Annotated in this window: 13 protein-coding genes; 8 read left to right on the top strand and 5 right to left on the bottom strand. The window is 70.2% G+C overall.

Annotation, left to right across the window (positions count from 1 at the left end; all coding sequences use genetic code 11):
- Positions 1-21: 21 nt before the first annotated feature.
- Both A5730_RS23235 and trmB read right to left on the bottom strand, forming a co-directional pair.
- Positions 22-726: an NYN domain-containing protein gene (locus A5730_RS23235; protein WP_055401169.1), complete on the bottom strand. Its 705-nt coding sequence runs from the start codon at positions 724-726 to the stop codon at positions 22-24.
- Between the two features lie 9 nt (positions 727-735).
- Positions 736-1,515 (bottom strand): tRNA (guanosine(46)-N7)-methyltransferase TrmB, encoded by a 780-nt coding sequence (gene trmB, locus A5730_RS23230; protein ID WP_067905716.1) that lies wholly within the window; start codon positions 1,513-1,515, stop codon positions 736-738.
- A 171-nt stretch (positions 1,516-1,686) separates the two neighbouring features.
- Between trmB and A5730_RS23225 the strand changes: the two genes are divergently transcribed.
- The 3 genes from A5730_RS23225 to A5730_RS23215 all read left to right on the top strand — a co-directional run bounded on the left by A5730_RS23225 (position 1,687) and on the right by A5730_RS23215 (position 6,305).
- On the top strand, positions 1,687-2,754 hold the full coding sequence (locus tag A5730_RS23225; protein WP_067905714.1) for a hypothetical protein: 1,068 nt from the start codon (positions 1,687-1,689) through the stop codon (positions 2,752-2,754).
- A complete protein-coding gene (locus A5730_RS23220) occupies positions 2,751-4,328 on the top strand; it encodes a hypothetical protein (RefSeq protein ID WP_067905746.1) in 1,578 nt (525 codons plus the stop codon). The genes A5730_RS23225 and A5730_RS23220 overlap by 4 nt, the downstream gene beginning before the upstream one ends.
- 147 nt (positions 4,329-4,475) lie before the next feature.
- On the top strand, positions 4,476-6,305 hold the full coding sequence (locus tag A5730_RS23215) for a phosphoenolpyruvate carboxykinase (GTP) (protein ID WP_067905711.1): 1,830 nt from the start codon (positions 4,476-4,478) through the stop codon (positions 6,303-6,305).
- Between the two features lie 13 nt (positions 6,306-6,318).
- On the opposite strand, the gene A5730_RS23210 is transcribed toward A5730_RS23215, so the two are convergent.
- The gene (locus A5730_RS23210) at positions 6,319-7,407 is read right to left on the bottom strand and encodes a sensor domain-containing diguanylate cyclase (protein WP_067905709.1); all 1,089 of its coding nucleotides are present in this window, start codon (positions 7,405-7,407) and stop codon (positions 6,319-6,321) included.
- Between the two features lie 151 nt (positions 7,408-7,558).
- Between A5730_RS23210 and fadD4 the strand changes: the two genes are divergently transcribed.
- Both fadD4 and A5730_RS23200 read left to right on the top strand, forming a co-directional pair.
- Positions 7,559-9,076 (top strand): fatty-acid--CoA ligase FadD4, encoded by a 1,518-nt coding sequence (gene fadD4 / locus A5730_RS23205; RefSeq protein WP_067905707.1) that lies wholly within the window; start codon positions 7,559-7,561, stop codon positions 9,074-9,076.
- Between the two features lie 47 nt (positions 9,077-9,123).
- The gene (locus tag A5730_RS23200; RefSeq protein WP_067905744.1) at positions 9,124-10,020 is read left to right on the top strand and encodes an enoyl-CoA hydratase/isomerase family protein; all 897 of its coding nucleotides are present in this window, start codon (positions 9,124-9,126) and stop codon (positions 10,018-10,020) included.
- 7 nt (positions 10,021-10,027) lie between these two features.
- Here A5730_RS23200 and A5730_RS23195 read toward each other — a convergent pair whose 3' ends face one another.
- Positions 10,028-10,471, bottom strand: coding sequence for a CD225/dispanin family protein (locus A5730_RS23195; RefSeq protein ID WP_067905705.1), 444 nt, complete (start codon positions 10,469-10,471; stop codon positions 10,028-10,030).
- A 116-nt stretch (positions 10,472-10,587) separates the two neighbouring features.
- On the bottom strand, positions 10,588-11,733 hold the full coding sequence (locus A5730_RS23190; RefSeq protein WP_067905742.1) for an acyl-CoA dehydrogenase family protein: 1,146 nt from the start codon (positions 11,731-11,733) through the stop codon (positions 10,588-10,590).
- A 30-nt stretch (positions 11,734-11,763) separates the two neighbouring features.
- On the opposite strand from A5730_RS23190, the gene A5730_RS23185 reads away from it, so the two are divergent.
- Genes A5730_RS23185 through A5730_RS23175 form a run of 3 tightly spaced genes read left to right on the top strand, consistent with a single transcriptional unit; the run spans position 11,764 to position 15,274 of the window.
- On the top strand, positions 11,764-12,765 hold the full coding sequence (locus tag A5730_RS23185) for a MaoC family dehydratase (protein ID WP_231994779.1): 1,002 nt from the start codon (positions 11,764-11,766) through the stop codon (positions 12,763-12,765).
- Between the two features lie 17 nt (positions 12,766-12,782).
- Positions 12,783-13,976, top strand: coding sequence for a CoA transferase (locus A5730_RS23180; protein WP_067905701.1), 1,194 nt, complete (start codon positions 12,783-12,785; stop codon positions 13,974-13,976).
- Positions 13,970-15,274, top strand: a complete 1,305-nt coding sequence (locus tag A5730_RS23175; RefSeq protein ID WP_067905699.1) for an amidohydrolase family protein — start codon at positions 13,970-13,972, stop codon at positions 15,272-15,274. Before A5730_RS23180 ends, A5730_RS23175 begins: the two co-directional genes overlap by 7 nt.
- Positions 15,275-15,276 lie beyond the last annotated feature (2 nt).

The following is a 15,276-nucleotide window of genomic DNA, read 5'->3' as shown; positions in this document are numbered from 1 at the left end:
CCGCGCATCGGTTTTCCAGTGTCACACACGCGCGGTCAACAGAGCGGACAGCGGCCGGAACGGCTGCAGCCATGCTCCCTGGTCAGGCAGCGAATCCAGGCCGATTCGCGGCAACGGCTCCCGGAACACACCGCTGATGTCTTCCAGGTCGACAAAGTCCAAGGTATCCGACGCTAGCGCCCAACTCGCATGTTCGCGAAATCCGATGACCTGGACGGTGACTCCGGTGCGGGCGATTTCCTCCAGCGGTTGACGAAACGCCTGTCCGTCGGCCGAGGCCACCACCAGCGCCGCCAGCCCCTGGCTGCGCCGCAGTTCGATGTGGGCGAGCATGTCGCGGTCGACGTCGCTGTCCTCGTCGATCTTCGGCTTGGCGAATACCGCGAACCCCACGTTGCGCAGGGCGTCCACCCACGGGCGGACGACGTCGGCGCTGCCCGGCGCGATGTTGGTGAACACGGTGGCCTCGGGTTCGACCACGACGCCCGGCCGGCCGGCGCTGACCTCGGCCGTGCGCGCCAGCAGCCAGCGCCCCAGGGCGTCGAACCGCGGGCGCTCCAGCGCGGTGGGGCGCCGACCCAGGATCGAGCCGAGCCCCATGTCGAGGTTGGGCGCGTCCCACACCAGCAACACCCGGCCGCCCGGCGGGGAGAAGCCGCCCAGCGCGTCGTCGGACAACACCGCCACCGGCTGTTCTGCCACGGTCTTTTCTTCCGCCAGGCTCATGGTCATCGCCTACTCATGTCGTAGCCAGATGAATTCGGTGACGGCGCTGCCCGCATCGTGGGCTTTCGTCTCGTATTTGGTGGTCGGCCGCACCACCGAGATCGGCAACCCGCCGGCGTCGTCGACGCGCGACAGCCGCGGCTCGGCATCGCCGAGGGCGCCGATGTGTTCGGCGTAGCCGGCATGGTCCGTCGCGGCATGGAGGACACCACCAGGGAGTAACCGGTCGGCGATCAGGCCAATCGTGCCGGGCTGCAGAAACCGGCGCTTGTGGTGCCGGGCCTTCGGCCAGGGGTCGGGGAAGAAGACGCGCACCCCGGTCAGGGAGCGGGACGGGATCAGCCGCTGCAGCACGTCGACCGCGTTGCCGCGGATCAACCGGATGTTGCCAACCCCCTCGCGGTCGATCGCGCAGAGCAGTTGCGCCAGCCCCCGCTTGTAGATCTCCACCGCGATCACATCTATAGCGGGCTCGTCCTTTGCCATCGCCAACGTCGAAGTGCCGCTGCCGCAACCGATCTCGAGCACCAGCGGCGCCTGCCGGCCGAACCACGCGCGGGTGTCCAGCGGCGACGGGTCATCGCTTTCGCCGCCCCCCAGGGACAGCCCGAGCTCCGGCCACCGTCGTTCCCAGGTCTGCCGCTGGGCGTCGGACAGGGCCGACCGTCGGGAGCGAAACGTCGATGCCGGAAGATAGCGCTGGTCGCGGCGGTCGTCCGATTGCTCCTCCGGCGCGACCCGACACATTCCCACCCCGGGTTGCGCATGCATTTGTCCATCGTGACCCATAACCGAGTGATGTAGCCGCCCCTGGTCCAGATTGATACCCAACAGTTGCCTTCAGCTGGTAACAGTCAGACGGTGGCTCGCATCAAAGTGACGCAAGTGCCACGATTCGGTGGAACTCCGATCGGCCCCCGGGTCGGAACCGTCGCACCGCACGCAGGACATGAGAGGACCATGAGGGGACAAGGACACCGGGATTTCGTCGACGAGCTGGCGCGATTCGCCGCCGGTCACGTCGACCCACGGGTAACAGCCATCGCCGAGCGGACCGCCGCGCCGTTGCGCGTGCGCGTCCGGGGACGCCGCGGCGTGGGTTGCGCCACGGTGGCCCGGGCGCTGGACCGCGGCGGAACGGCCGCGGGGATCTCGGTGACCACCGCCGATGACGCCGACCTCGTCGTGTACGTGACCACCGAGGTGGTCAAGCCCGAGGACATCGACGCGATCGCCGCCGCGCAACGCCCGGTGCTCGCGGTGCTGAACAAGGCGGACCTGGCCGGGCCGCTCGCCCGCGGCGACGGGCCCATCGCCACGGCGCGCACCCGTTGCGCCGAGCTCGCCGAGGTCGCCGGCGCGCCCATGGTTCCGCTGGCCGCGCTGCTCGCCGTCGCCGCGCTCGACGGCCTGGACGCCCCGCTATGGGCGGCGCTGCGGACGCTGGCCGCGCATCCCGGTGCGGCCGCCGCCCTCGACGGCTCGTTCGCCGGCTTCCTGTCCGCGGACAACCCCGTGCCGGCCGAGATGCGGCTGCGCCTGCTGGCCACCCTGGATCTGTTCGGCATCGCGCTCGGCGTCGCCGCGGTCCGGCAGGGCCGGACGCCCGCGCAGGTGCGGGCGCTGCTGCGCCGGACGAGCGGGGTCGACGCTGTGCTGTCCCGCCTCTCGATCGCCGGCGCCGAGACGCGCTACCAGCGGGTGCTCGAGGCCGTCGCCGACCTGGAGGCGCTCGCGGTGGGCGACGAAACCATCAGCGGGTTCCTGTCCCGCGACGAGACGGTGCTGGCCCGCATGGCGGCCGCCGTCGACCTGGCCGCTGCGGCCGGGCTGGACCAGGACAACGCGGGACCGGCGGATTGGGACGGCGACCCGTCCGCGCACCTACCGCGCGCGGTGCGCTGGCAGCGGTACAGCCGAGCGGCGGAGAGCGACCTGCACCGCGCCTGCGGGGCGGACATCGCCAGGGGATCGATGCGGCTGTGGTCGCAGACCTGCGGTTCGCTGGCCCGGGGGGACTGGCGGTGAGCGGCGAGACACACGACGATCCGGTGGCCCAGGTCGACGCGCTGGTGGCGGGCATCGGACCGGAGCTGGACGCCCCGGCCATCCACCGCCGCGACGTGGTGCTGGTGACCGGGCCGTGGATGGCCGGGGTCAGCGCGGTGGCCGCGGCGCTGGCCGAACGGCTGCCGGAGCACAAGTTCGTCGAGTCTTCGGAACTGGGGCCCGGTGACGTACCGATGGCGGTGGTGTTCGTGGTGTCCGCGGCGGCCCATCTGACGGCGTCGGACTGCGCGCTGCTGGACGCCGCCGTCGCGCAGACCGATGCCGTGGTCGGCGTGGTGTCCAAGATCGACGTGCACCGGGGGTGGCGCGACGTCGTCGCCGCGAACCGGGAGACGCTGGCCGCGCACGCGCCGCGCTACGGCGAGGTGGCATGGGTGGGCGCGGCCGCACTGCCCGACCTGGGCGAGCCGAACGTCGACGACCTGGTGGCGGCGCTCTCGGCGCGGCTGGCCGACCCCGAGCTCGCCCGCCGAAACAGGTTGCGCGCCTGGGAGTTCCGGCTCAACACGGTCGCGCAGCGGTTCGACCGCGATGCCGACGGCGCCGGGCGGCGGGCGCGGGTCGACGCGTTGCGCGCCGAGCGCAGCACGGCCCTGCGGCAGCGGCGCGAGGCCAAGACCGAGCGCACCATCACGCTGCGCGGCCAGATCCAGCAGGCCCGCGTTCAGCTGTCCCACTTCGCGCGCAACCGCAGCTCGTCGGTGCGCAGCGAACTGCAGGAAGACGCGGCCGGGCTGTCCCGGCGCGCCATGGCGAACTTCGAGGCGCACGCGCGCGGGCGGCTGGACGAGGTGGTCGCCGAAGTCAACGACGGCACCGCCACCCACCTCGCCGACGTGGCGCAGGTGGTGGGGGTCGCGACGACGCTGCCGCCGCTCGAGAAGCTCCCGACGGTCGACGTCCCGCCGCCCCCGCTGAAATCGCGGCGGCACGAGACCTGGCTGATGCTGCTGCTGGGCGCCGGGTTCGGCCTGGGCGTCGCGCTGACCCTGAGCCGGCTGCTGAGCGGACTGGCCGCCCGCCTCAATCCCGCCCTGTCCGTCGCCGCGGCCGTGGCCTGCGTGGCGATCGGGCTGGCGGTCACCCTGCTGGTGGTCAACCTCCGCAGCCTGCTGCACGACCGGGCGGTGCTGGACCGCTGGGCGGGTGACGTGACCTCCACGCTGCGGTCGGTGGCCGAGGAGCTGGTGGCCACCCGGGTGCTGGTGGCCGAGTCGGTGCTGAGCAAGGCGGTGCTGGCACAGGACGAGGTGGAGAACGCGGAGGTGAGCGACCAGGTCAGCGCCATCGACCGGGAGCTGCGCGCGCACGCCATGGCCGCCTCCCGCGCCGCCGCGGCGCGGGACCGGGAGATGCCCACGGTGCGGGCCGCCCTGGACGCGGTGCGTGCGGAACTCGGCGAATCGGGTATACCTGCGGCTGATGTGCCCGCTTCGGACGTGAAAAAGGACGCGTCGAGCGAGGCGACCGAAAAACCGGCTTCTTTCAGCGGGGATGGCGATTCCGAGGGATCTTCTGAATCGTTGTTGTGAGAAGGCTTATACCTGCCCGAGACTTCCCCGACAAGTTGCTCACGATAACCTGTAGTTAACGCCACCATGTCCACCGTTGTGTGGGCGACCGCATACGCGATGGCTGTAACGAGAAGCCCGAGACGCAGAAGAATTCAGGAGACTTCGATGACCTCAGCGACCATTCCCGGTTTGGACAACGCGCCCACGAAACATCAGGGGCTGCTGTCGTGGGTACAGGAGGTCGCCGAGCTCACCCAGCCGGAGCGCGTGGTGTTCACCGACGGCTCGGCCGAAGAGTTCGACCGGCTGGCCGGTCAGCTGGTCGAGGCGGGCACCTTCACCAAGCTGAACGAGAAGAAGCACCCCAACTCCTACCTGGCGCTGTCCGACCCGTCCGACGTGGCGCGGGTGGAGTCGCGGACCTTCATCTGCTCCGAGCGCGAGGTCGACGCCGGCCCCACCAACAACTGGATGGACCCGGCCGAGATGCGGTCGAAGATGACCGACCTGTACCGCGGCTGCATGCGGGGCCGCACCATGTACGTGGTGCCGTTCTGCATGGGCCCGCTCGGCGCCGACGACCCCAAGCTGGGTGTGGAGATCACCGATTCCGAGTACGTCGTGGTGTCGATGCGCACGATGACCCGGATGGGCAAGGCCGCGCTGGAGAAGATGGGCGACGACGGGTTCTTCGTCAAGGCGCTGCACTCGGTGGGTGCCCCGCTGGAGCCGGGCCAGAAGGACGTGGCGTGGCCGTGCAACGACACCAAATACATCACGCACTTCCCGGAGACCCGCGAGATCTGGAGCTACGGCTCGGGCTACGGCGGTAACGCGCTGCTGGGCAAGAAGTGCTACTCGCTGCGCATCGCGTCGGCGATGGCCCACGACGAGGGCTGGCTGGCCGAGCACATGCTGATCCTCAAGCTGATCTCCCCGGAGAACAAGGCGTACTACTTCGCCGCCGCGTTCCCGTCGGCGTGCGGCAAGACCAACCTCGCGATGCTGCAGCCGACCATCCCCGGTTGGCGCGCGGAGACCCTGGGCGACGACATCGCCTGGATGCGGTTCGGCAAGGACGGCCGGCTGTACGCGGTCAACCCGGAGTTCGGCTTCTTCGGGGTGGCGCCGGGCACCAACTGGAAGTCCAACCCCAACGCGATGCGCACCATCGCCGCGGGCAACACCGTCTTCACCAACGTCGCGCTGACCGATGACGACGAGGTGTGGTGGGAAGGCCTGGAGGGCGAGCCGGATCACCTGATCGACTGGAAGGGTCAGGACTGGTACATCCGCGAGACGGAAACCAAAGCCGCGCACCCGAATTCGCGGTACTGCACCCCGATGTCGCAGTGCCCCATCCTGGCCCCGGAGTGGGACGACCCGCAGGGCGTGCCGATCTCGGGGATCCTGTTCGGCGCCCGGCGCAAGACCACGGTGCCGCTGGTGACGCAGGCTCGCGACTGGCAGCACGGCGTGTTCATGGGCGCCACCATGGGCAGCGAGCAGACCGCCGCCGCCGAGGGCAAGGTCGGCACGGTGCGCCGCGACCCGATGGCCATGCTGCCGTTCCTGGGCTACCACGTGGGTGACTACTTCCAGCACTGGCTCGACCTCGGCAAGAACTCCGACGAGTCGAAGATGCCGAAGGTGTTCTTCGTCAACTGGTTCCGCCGCGGCGAGAAGGGCGAGTTCCTGTGGCCGGGCTTCGGCGAGAACAGCCGGGTGCTGAAGTGGATCGTCGACCGCATCGAGCACAAGGCCGGCGGCCAGGACACCCCGATCGGCATCGTGCCGACCGCCGAGGACCTCGACCTGGACGGCCTCGACGTGGCCGCCGAGGACGTCGCGAAGGCGCTGGCGGTCAACGCCGCCGAGTGGCGCGAAGAGCTGCCCCTGATCGAGGAGTGGTTCGAGTTCGTCGGCGAGAAGCTGCCGACCGGCGTCAAGGACGAGTTCGAGGCGCTCAAGCAGCGGCTCGCCGACGCCGATTAGCTTGCGCTAGAGCTTATCCCGCGCGCCGTGAGTGCGGGCTCGCCCTCTTCTCGGCGTACATCAGTTCGTCGGCCTGGGCCAGCAACTCATCCAAGCTCGCGTGTTCGGCCACGGGCGCCTGCACCAGGCCTATGCTGGCCGAAAGCCGGTAGGGCCGTTCGCTTTTCGCGTTGAACGAGCGGAAGGCCCGGGTGAGGCGCTCCTTGACCGCTTCCGTGCCGCCGTCATTCTCGGTGACCATGACGCAGAATTCGTCGCCGCCCAGGCGCGCGACGATGTCGGACTCGCGGTGCACGGCGAGCAGCACCCGGGCGACATCCTTGATCAGGGCGTCGCCGACGTCGTGCCCCTGTTCGTCGTTGACCCGCTTGAGCCCGTCGACGTCGAGGAACGCGAGCACGCAGTTGTGGCCGAGGTGGTGGGCGCCGCGCAGCTTCTGCTCACCCAGCAGGTAGAAGCCGCGACGGTTGTTGAGCCCGGTCAGTTCGTCGGTGACGGACAGCCGGCTGATCTCCTCGTTGGCTCTCTGAAGCTCCGCGGTGCGGTCGCGCACCCGCTCCTCGAGTTCGGAATAGACCGCGACGTTCTCCATGGCGATCGACGTCGAATCCGCGAGGGCCTGCAGCAGGCGAACCTCCTGCTCGGACGGCGGATGCCGGTGCGCCCAGTAGTTGCCGATGGCCCCGATCGGGTCGAGCTTGCGGATCGGGACCATCACCAGGCTCTTGACGAACGTCGCGCGGTAGATGCCCTGCGGGATGCGCGAATCCCGGAAGATGTCCGGGATGATCGCCGCTTCCCGATGCCGCATCGCCCAACCGCTGATGCAGATCTCGATCGGGAAGCGGCTGCCCTTCCACAGCGGGGCGATGGCGTCCTCGTCGGCGTAGTAGCAGGTGTCGTTGTCGCGCAGCACGAACGTGGCCCCGTCGCAGCCGGTGAGCTCGCGCGCCGAGGTCCGCACGATGCGCTGGATCTCCGGAAGGCTGCGCGCCAGCGACAATTCCTGGACCGCCTGCAGCAGGCGCTCCATGCCGTCGACATAGTCGTACACGCCGAATTGGCCGGTCGGGGAACAGCACGCGGCGGGCACCGTGTCCATGTGCACCTCCGAACCCGTCGCGCCGGCAAACCGCCGGCGTAGAGGCAATGTACCGTACCGGCAAACGCCCCGGGGGGTGGGAATCCGGCGGTGACCGGGATTCGAGCAACCACTTGACACCCGTCAAGTTTTTCGGCGGTACAGTCTGCGCATGCAGATTCGTGAGTATCTCGGGACCGGCAAGCCCGCGATCATTCTTCACCCGTCCGGCACGGTCATCACGTTCGACGAGCTGGAGGCGCGGGCCAACCGGCTGGCGCACTACTTCCGGCGCGCCGGCCTCACCGAGGGCGACGCGGTCGCGATCCTCATGGAGAACAACGAGCACATCCACGCGGTCATGTGGGCGGCGCGCCGCAGCGGCCTGTACTACGTGCCGATCAACACCCACCTGACGGCGGCCGAGGCCGCCTACATCGTCGACAACAGCGCCGCCAAGGCGATCATCGGGTCGGCCGCGCTGCGCAAGACCTGTGAGAACCTGGCCGAGCATTTGCCGGGCGGCCTGCCCGAACTGCTGCTGATCGCTGACGACGACCTCGACGGTTGGCGGCGCTACCCCGAATGCGTTGCGGGCGAACCGGACACCCCGATCGACGACGAGGTCGAGGGCGACCTGCTGCAGTATTCGTCGGGCACCACCGGCCGGCCCAAGGGCATCAAACGCGAGTTGCCGCACGTGCCGCCGGCGGAGGCGCCCGGCATGATGTCCGCACTCGTCGGCTTCTGGATGACGCCCGACTCGATCTACCTGAGCCCCGCGCCGCTGTATCACACCGCGCCGTCGGTGTGGTCGATGAGCGCGCAGGCGGGCGGCATCACGACCGTGGTGCTGGAGAAGTTCGACCCCGAAGGCTGCCTGCAGGCCATCCAGCGCTACCGGGTCACGCACGGCCAGTTCGTCCCGGCGATGTTCACCCGCATGTTGAAACTGCCTGAGGCCGTGCGTCATTCGTACGACCTGTCCAGCCTGCAGCGGGTAATGCACGCGGCGGCGCCGTGTCCGGTCGAGATCAAGAAACAGATGATGGACTGGTGGGGCCCGATTATCGACGAGTACTACGCCTCCTCCGAAGCCCACGGGTCGACGCTGATCATGGCCGAGGACTGGCTGGCGCATCCGGGCTCGGTGGGCAAACCCATGGCAGGCGCCGTGCACATCCTCGACGAGAACGGCGACGAGCTGCCGCCGGGGCAGGCGGGCGAGATCTACTTCGAGGGCGGAATGTCGTTCGAATACCTCAACGACGCGACGAAAACCGCCGCCTCCCGCTCTAGGCACGGGTGGGCAACCGTCGGCGACATCGGCTACCTCGACGACGAGGGCTACCTGTACCTGACCGACCGACGCCACCATATGATCATCTCCGGCGGGGTGAACATCTATCCGCAGGAAGCCGAGAACCTCTTGGTGACTCACCCGAAGGTCTTGGACGCGGCGGTATTCGGCGTGCCCGACGACGAGATGGGGCAGCGGGTCGTGGCGGCCGTGCAAACCGTCGACCCCGCGGACGCCACGGACCGGTTTGCCGACGAGCTGGTGTCCTGGCTACGAGATCGCCTGGCGCACTACAAGTGTCCGCGCTCCATCGCGTTCGAGGCGCAGCTCCCGCGGACCGACACCGGCAAGCTCTACAAGAACGGGCTGATCGAGAAGTACTCGGTGTGACACTGCGGATCGTCGACCTGACGGAGCCGGCGCCGACCGACGACGTCATGCCCGCGGGGGTGGTCGTCGCCGGCGGACAAGTCGCGGGCGCCCCCGAATTCTGGCTCCAGAACGCGACATTCACGCTGACCGAGGAGGGTGACTGCGCGGACCGCCGGGTGGTCGTCGTCGACTCGGTGCCCGAAGCGCTGGCGGAGCTCACCGAGCGCTGCGGCCGGTGGCCGCGGGCCAGCACCGTGTGCGACGACGTCTTGCGCGCGATCGATCCCGCCGGCCCGACGCTGCCCGCCGTCCTGACCGAATCCTTGGCCTACTCGACCTTGCAGGCGGGCCCCGAGTTCGCGCGCTGGCTGGACGAACGCGGCCCGGCCGGAATGCCCCACAGCGCCGATCCGGTGCGGGCGGAGCGCGACGGCGACACGCTGCGCATCGCGTTCAACCGGCCGCAACGCCACAACGCCTTCTCCACCGACACGCGGGCCGCGCTGCTGGAGGCGCTGACCGTCGCGCAACTGGACCCCTCGGTGACAGGGATCGTGTTGAGCGGCAACGGGCCGTCGTTTTGCAGCGGCGGGGACCTCGCCGAATTCGGCACCTTCGCCGACCCGGCGAGCGCGCACCTTGCCCGCACCCGGCACAGCCCCGCGCTGGCCCTCGACGCGCTCACCGCCCGGCTCGGCCGCGCCTGCAGGGCGGAGGTGCACGGCCGCGTGCTGGGCAGCGGGCTGGAGATGGCGGCGTTCTGCGGCCGGGTCGTCGCGCGGGACGACGCGGTGTTCGGGCTACCCGAACTGGAACTTGGCCTGATCCCCGGCGCCGGCGGGACGCTGAGCGTCACCCGCCGGATCGGCCGGTGGCGCACCGCCTATCTCGTGCTGTCCGGCCGCACCATCGACGCACAGACCGCGCTGGCCTGGGGCCTGGTCGACGCCATCTGCGCCTAAAGCGTTGTCAGAAGCCGGAATACGTGGTGGTCGTGGTCGAGGGCAGGTTGGAGACGGCGATCACGCCGATCGCCACATACAGGATCACCATGATCACCGCGAACACCACGCCGACGATGGCGCCGATGATGGCCCACTTCTTGGCGCTGTCGGCCGCCGCCTGGGCCTCGGCGTACCGCCCCTGCGACCACAGCCCGGACACCTTGGTGGAGTACACGATCGAGACGATGCCGAACGGCAGGCAGCACAGCACGGTGCACAGGATGGCCCAGACGAGGTAGTTGTCCGGCTCGGCCTGGCCGGGCCAACCCGGTTGCGGCGCCTGCCAACCCGGCTGTTGGCCCTGCCAACCCGGCTGCTGCCCCTGCCAACCCGGCTGCTGGCCCTGCCATTCCGGCGGCTGACCCTGAAACTCCGGCGAGCCCTCGTACGGCCCTGGGGGATAACTCATGGCAGCCGACTTTCTTTCGACGCAGTAGCTTTTACCCGCCCGCCGCTTTGCTGGCGGATAAGTCAGGCAAGGATACAGCACACCTCGTCGTCAAGCCCGCACATTCGGACTTGCGCTCAGATGCCGCCCCGCGCCACCAGTTGCCCGGCGATCACGTTGCGCTGAATCTCGTTGGTGCCTTCGCCGACGATCATCAGGGGCGCGTCGCGGAAGTACCGTTCCACGTCGTATTCGCATGAGTAGCCGTACCCGCCGTGAATCCGCACCGCGTTCAGCGCGATCTCCATCGCCACTTCGGAGGCGAAGAGTTTGGCCATGCCGGCCTCCATGTCGCAGCGTTCACCGCTGTCGTAGCGCTCGGCGGCGTAGCGGGTGAGCTGCCGCGCTGCGGTCAGTTTGGTCGCCATGTCGGCCAGGTAGTTGCCGACCGACTGATGCTTCCAGATGGGCCGCCCGAAGCTTTCCCGTTGCTGCGCATACGCGAGCGCGTTCTCGAGCGCCGCCGTACCCACGCCCAGGGCGCGGGCGGCCACCTGGATGCGGCCGGTCTCGAGGCCCTTCATCATTTGCGAAAAGCCTTCGCCCAGCTGGCCTCCCAGGACCGCGGACTCGGGCGCGCAGAAGTCGTCGAAGGACAGCTCGCAGGATTCGACACCCTTGTAGCCCAGCTTGGGCAGGTCGCGCGACACCGTCAGGCCGGGACCGTGCTGGACGAGCACGATCGAGATGCCGCGATGGCGCGGGGTGGCATGCGGATCGGTCTTGCACAACAACGCGATCAGCCCCGACCGCCGCGCGTTGCTGATCCATGTCTTGGACCCGTTGATCCGCAAGCCCCCGCGGCCGTCGGGCACAGCGGTGGTCGTCATGTTCTGCAGGTCCGAACCGCCGCCCGGTTCCGTCAATGCCATGGTGGCCCGCAGCTCGCCTGTCGCCATCGCCGGCAGGTGGGCCCGCTTCTGCTCCTCGGTGCCGAACAGCGTCAGCAGCTTGGCCACCACGGTGTGCCCGCCCATCGCGCCGGCCAGGCTCATCCAGCCGCGGGCCAGCTCCTCGGTGACCCGCACGTAGCACGGCATCGATACCGGCGACCCGCCGTATTCCTCGGGAACGGCCAGGCCGAAAATGCCGATCCGCTTCATCTGCTCGATCCACGCCTCGGGATAGGCATTGGCGTGCTCGACGTCGCGGACGGTCGGCTTCACGTCGCGGTCGATGAACGCGCGCACCGTGGCGACCAGCATCTCTTCTTCGTCGTTCAGCTCACTTCTCACATGTGCCATATTGGCCCCGTGACCTATGCGCGTGTACGGGAGGGCGGGCCCTACTTCGACGACCTTTCGGTCGGTCAGGTCTTCGACTGGGCGCCGGCGGCGACGCTGTCGTCGGGATTGGCCGCCGCCCACCAGGCGATCGTGGGCGATCGGCTGCGGCTCGCGCTGGACGCCAACCTGTGCGCGGCCGTCACCGGCCTGCCCGCCCCGCTGGCGCATCCGGCGCTGGTGTGCGACGTGGCGATCGGGCAGTCGACGCTGGCCACCCAGCGGGTCAAGGCCAACCTGTTCTATCGCGGGCTGGTGTTCCACCGGTTTCCGGTGATCGGCGATTCCATCCATACCCGCACGGAAGTGGTTGGGCTGCGACCCAATTCGCCAAAGCCGGGCCGGGCGCCGACCGGACTGGCGGCGCTGCGGATGACCACCGTCGACCAGGACGACCGGTTGGTGCTCGACTTCTACCGATGCGGCATGTTGCCCACCAGCCCCGATTGGCGGCCCGCGGCCGACGCCGCGCCGCCCGACGACCTGTCCGCCATCGGCACCGACGCGCCCGGCCCCGCGGCCGACCCGACGGCGACGTGGGACGGCGCGGCGTTCCGCGACAAGGTGCCCGGTCCGCACTTCGACCCCGGTCTGGCCGGCGCGGTGCTGCACAGCACCGGCGACGTCGTCAGCGGCGCCCCCGAGCTCGCCCGGCTGACCCTGAATATCGCCGCGACACATCATGATTCGCGCGTCGCGGGCGGTCGACTGGTGTACGGCGGCCATACCATCGGGCTGGCCCTCGCGCAGGCGAGCAGGCTGCTTCCCAATCTGGTGACGGTGCTGGGCTGGCAGTCCTGCGACCACACCGGCCCGGTGCACGAGGGCGACACGTTGTACAGCGAGCTGCACGTCGAATCCGCCGAGCCGACCGCCCACGGGGGCGTGCTCGGGCTGCGGTCGCTCGTCTACGCCGTCGGCGAACCGGATCGCGCGGTGTTGGACTGGCGATTCAGGGCGCTGCAGTTCTGAGGAGACCCGCGAGCACAATGGGGGGCGTGAGCTCGGCCGCGTCGATGTGGGGCAGTAGCGGGCTGGCCTACCTGACCGGTCTGCCGGACGGGCCGCCCGACTTCTCCCGCGCCGGCGTGCTGACCCGCGCCGGGCGGGTGGCCGCGGCCGCCGGCGGGCGCTTGGGCATCACCGTCGACGCCGCCGGACTGCTGGCCGGGCGGGCCGCATTGCTGGGCCTCACCCGCGGCGGCCGGGTGTCCGCCGGCGGCGCCACCCGATTGCTGGTCGCCGCCGACGGCTGGTGCGCGATCACGTTGTCACGCCCCGACGACGCCGCGCTGGTCCCCGCGCTGGTGCAAACCGATGACGTTCCCGATGACCCCTGGCCGACGCTGAGGCACTGGGCCGCAACGCAACCGCGCTCGGCGATCCTCGAGCGCGCGGCCCTGCTCGACATCCCCGCGGCGGCTCTGGGCGAAGCGGCGGCCGCGGCGCCGCGGATGCGACCATCGGGCGTCCGTGGGCCGGCCCGCGACGCCGGCGGCCTGCTGGTCGCCGACCTGTCGTCCATGTGGGCGGGCCCGCTGTGCGGACAGCTGCTGGCGCGCGCCGGAGCGACCGTCGTCAAGGTCGAGAGCCCGGCGCGCCCGGACGGCACCCGGGCGGGCAACCCGGCGTTCTTCGACTGGATGAACGGTGAAAAGCTCTCGTATTGCCTGGATTTCGATGCGCAGGCCGACGAGTTGCGCGCGTTGCTCGCCGCGGCCGACGTCGTGATCGAGGGCTCGCGCCCCGCGGCGCTGACCCGGCGGGGGCTTGGGCCGGACCAGATCGAGCCGCGGGCGGGGCGAATCTGGTTGCGCATCAACGGCCATGAAGAGGACGGCCGACCCGCGTTCGGCGACGACGCCGCGGTGGCCGGCGGGCTGGTCGGCGCCGCCGCCGGCGGGCCGGTGTTCTGCGGCGACGCCATCGCCGATCCGCTGACGGGGCTGGACGCCACCCGGGCGGTCGCCGAATCGCTGGGCCGCGGCGGCGGCGAACTGATCGAGATCTCGATGGCCGCCGTCGCCGCCGGCTACGCGGCGGTGCCCACGCAAGCGTCGGTCGCGAACGGGCCGGCGCCGCCCCCGCCGGTCCCGCCGGCGGCCCGGCCGGCGGCTCGGCTGGGTGCCGACAACGACGCCGTGCGCCGGTTGATATCCGAACGGGCCTGTAGCCCATGCTGATTCGGCGCGCAACCCTGATGGACGGGACGACCACCGACATCAGGGTCGGCGAGCGGATCGACGAAATGGGTGAGACCCTGGTGGCCGAGCACGGCGAGGGCGTGCTCTACGCCGGCGGGGGACTCGTGCTGCCCGGCCTGCACGACCACCACGTGCACGTGCGCTCGGCCGCCTCCGCGCTGGATTCGTTCTTCGTCGGCCCGCCCGGGGTCAGCACCAAAACCGAACTGACTCAACTGTTGTCGAATGCCACGCCGGGACCCGACGGGTGGATCCGCGCCGTCGGCTACCACGAATCGGTGGCCGGCGACCTGGACCGCGCCGCCCTCGACGCGATGGTTCGGCGCGTCCCGGTGCGCATCCAGCATCGCAGCGGTGCGCTGTGGATCCTCAACTCTGAGGCGTTGGGCCGCGTCGGGCTGGCCGACCATCCCGATGGGCGCCTGCGCAGCGCGGACCACGGCTGGTCGGACCTTTTGCAGCGGCGCGAAAGCGACCTGGCCGAACTCGGCCGGCGCATCACCGCGACCGGTGTCACCGGCGTCACGGACGCCACCCCCGATCTCGACGCCGATGACATGGTGTCGCTGATGGTGGCGCACCGGCGCGGCGAGTTTCGGCCGCGGCCGAGCTTCCTGTCCCCGGGCAAGAAGATCCTGCACGACGACCGCCTCGACCTGGACGGCCTGGCGGACTGGATCGCCGGGCACCACCGGGAGGACCGGCCGGTCGCCGTGCACTGCGTGACCGCCGCCCAACTGGTCGTCACCATCGCGGCACTGCGGGCGGCCGGCGGCCATCCGCGGGACCGCATCGAGCACGCGGCCGTGGTGCCCGACGACAACGTGGCCGACCTGGCCGAGCTCGGCGTCACCGTGGTGACCCAGCCCAATTTCGTGGCCGAGCGCGGCGATCACTACCTCGCGGACGTTCCCGCCGCCGAGCATCCTGCGCTTTGGCGGGTCGCCTCCCTGTCGAAAGCCGCGGTGCCGGTGGCTTTTTCCACCGACATGCCGTTCGGTCACGGCGACCCCTGGACGGCCATGCGCGCCGCCGTCCACCGCACCACCCCCGGCGGTGCCGTGCTCAATGCGAACGAATGTGTTTCCGCCCGAACGGCTTTGACGATGTTCCTGGGCCGGCCGGACCGGCCGGGCCAGCCGCGCACGGTCGCGGTCGGTGAGCCGGCGGACCTCTGCGTGCTGAGCGAGCCCCCGGACACGGCGCTGGCCGAGCTCGACGCCGGCATGGTGGCGGCCACCGTCATCGGCGGCGAGCTCGTTTACTTCGCGATGTGACC

This window comes from Mycobacterium sp. ACS4054, from assembly GCF_001667275.1.
Taxonomy (GTDB): Bacteria; Actinomycetota; Actinomycetes; order Mycobacteriales; family Mycobacteriaceae; genus Mycobacterium.
This window is presented reverse-complemented; position numbering and strand designations above follow the sequence as displayed.

Excerpts from the sequence above, each read along its gene's own strand:
- A5730_RS23235 (WP_055401169.1), bottom strand. The coding sequence starts at position 726 with ATGAGCCTGGCGGAAGAAAAGACCGTGGCAGAACAGCCGGTGGCGGTG.
- trmB (WP_067905716.1), bottom strand. The coding sequence starts at position 1,515 with ATGGGTCACGATGGACAAATGCATGCGCAACCCGGGGTGGGAATGTGT.
- A5730_RS23225 (WP_067905714.1), top strand. The coding sequence starts at position 1,687 with ATGAGGGGACAAGGACACCGGGATTTCGTCGACGAGCTGGCGCGATTC.
- A5730_RS23215 (WP_067905711.1), top strand. The coding sequence starts at position 4,476 with ATGACCTCAGCGACCATTCCCGGTTTGGACAACGCGCCCACGAAACAT.
- A5730_RS23210 (WP_067905709.1), bottom strand. The coding sequence starts at position 7,407 with ATGGACACGGTGCCCGCCGCGTGCTGTTCCCCGACCGGCCAATTCGGC.
- fadD4 (WP_067905707.1), top strand. The coding sequence starts at position 7,559 with ATGCAGATTCGTGAGTATCTCGGGACCGGCAAGCCCGCGATCATTCTT.
- A5730_RS23200 (WP_067905744.1), top strand. The coding sequence starts at position 9,124 with ATGCCCGCGGGGGTGGTCGTCGCCGGCGGACAAGTCGCGGGCGCCCCC.
- A5730_RS23195 (WP_067905705.1), bottom strand. The coding sequence starts at position 10,471 with ATGAGTTATCCCCCAGGGCCGTACGAGGGCTCGCCGGAGTTTCAGGGT.
- A5730_RS23180 (WP_067905701.1), top strand. The coding sequence starts at position 12,783 with ATGGGGGGCGTGAGCTCGGCCGCGTCGATGTGGGGCAGTAGCGGGCTG.
- A5730_RS23175 (WP_067905699.1), top strand. The coding sequence starts at position 13,970 with ATGCTGATTCGGCGCGCAACCCTGATGGACGGGACGACCACCGACATC.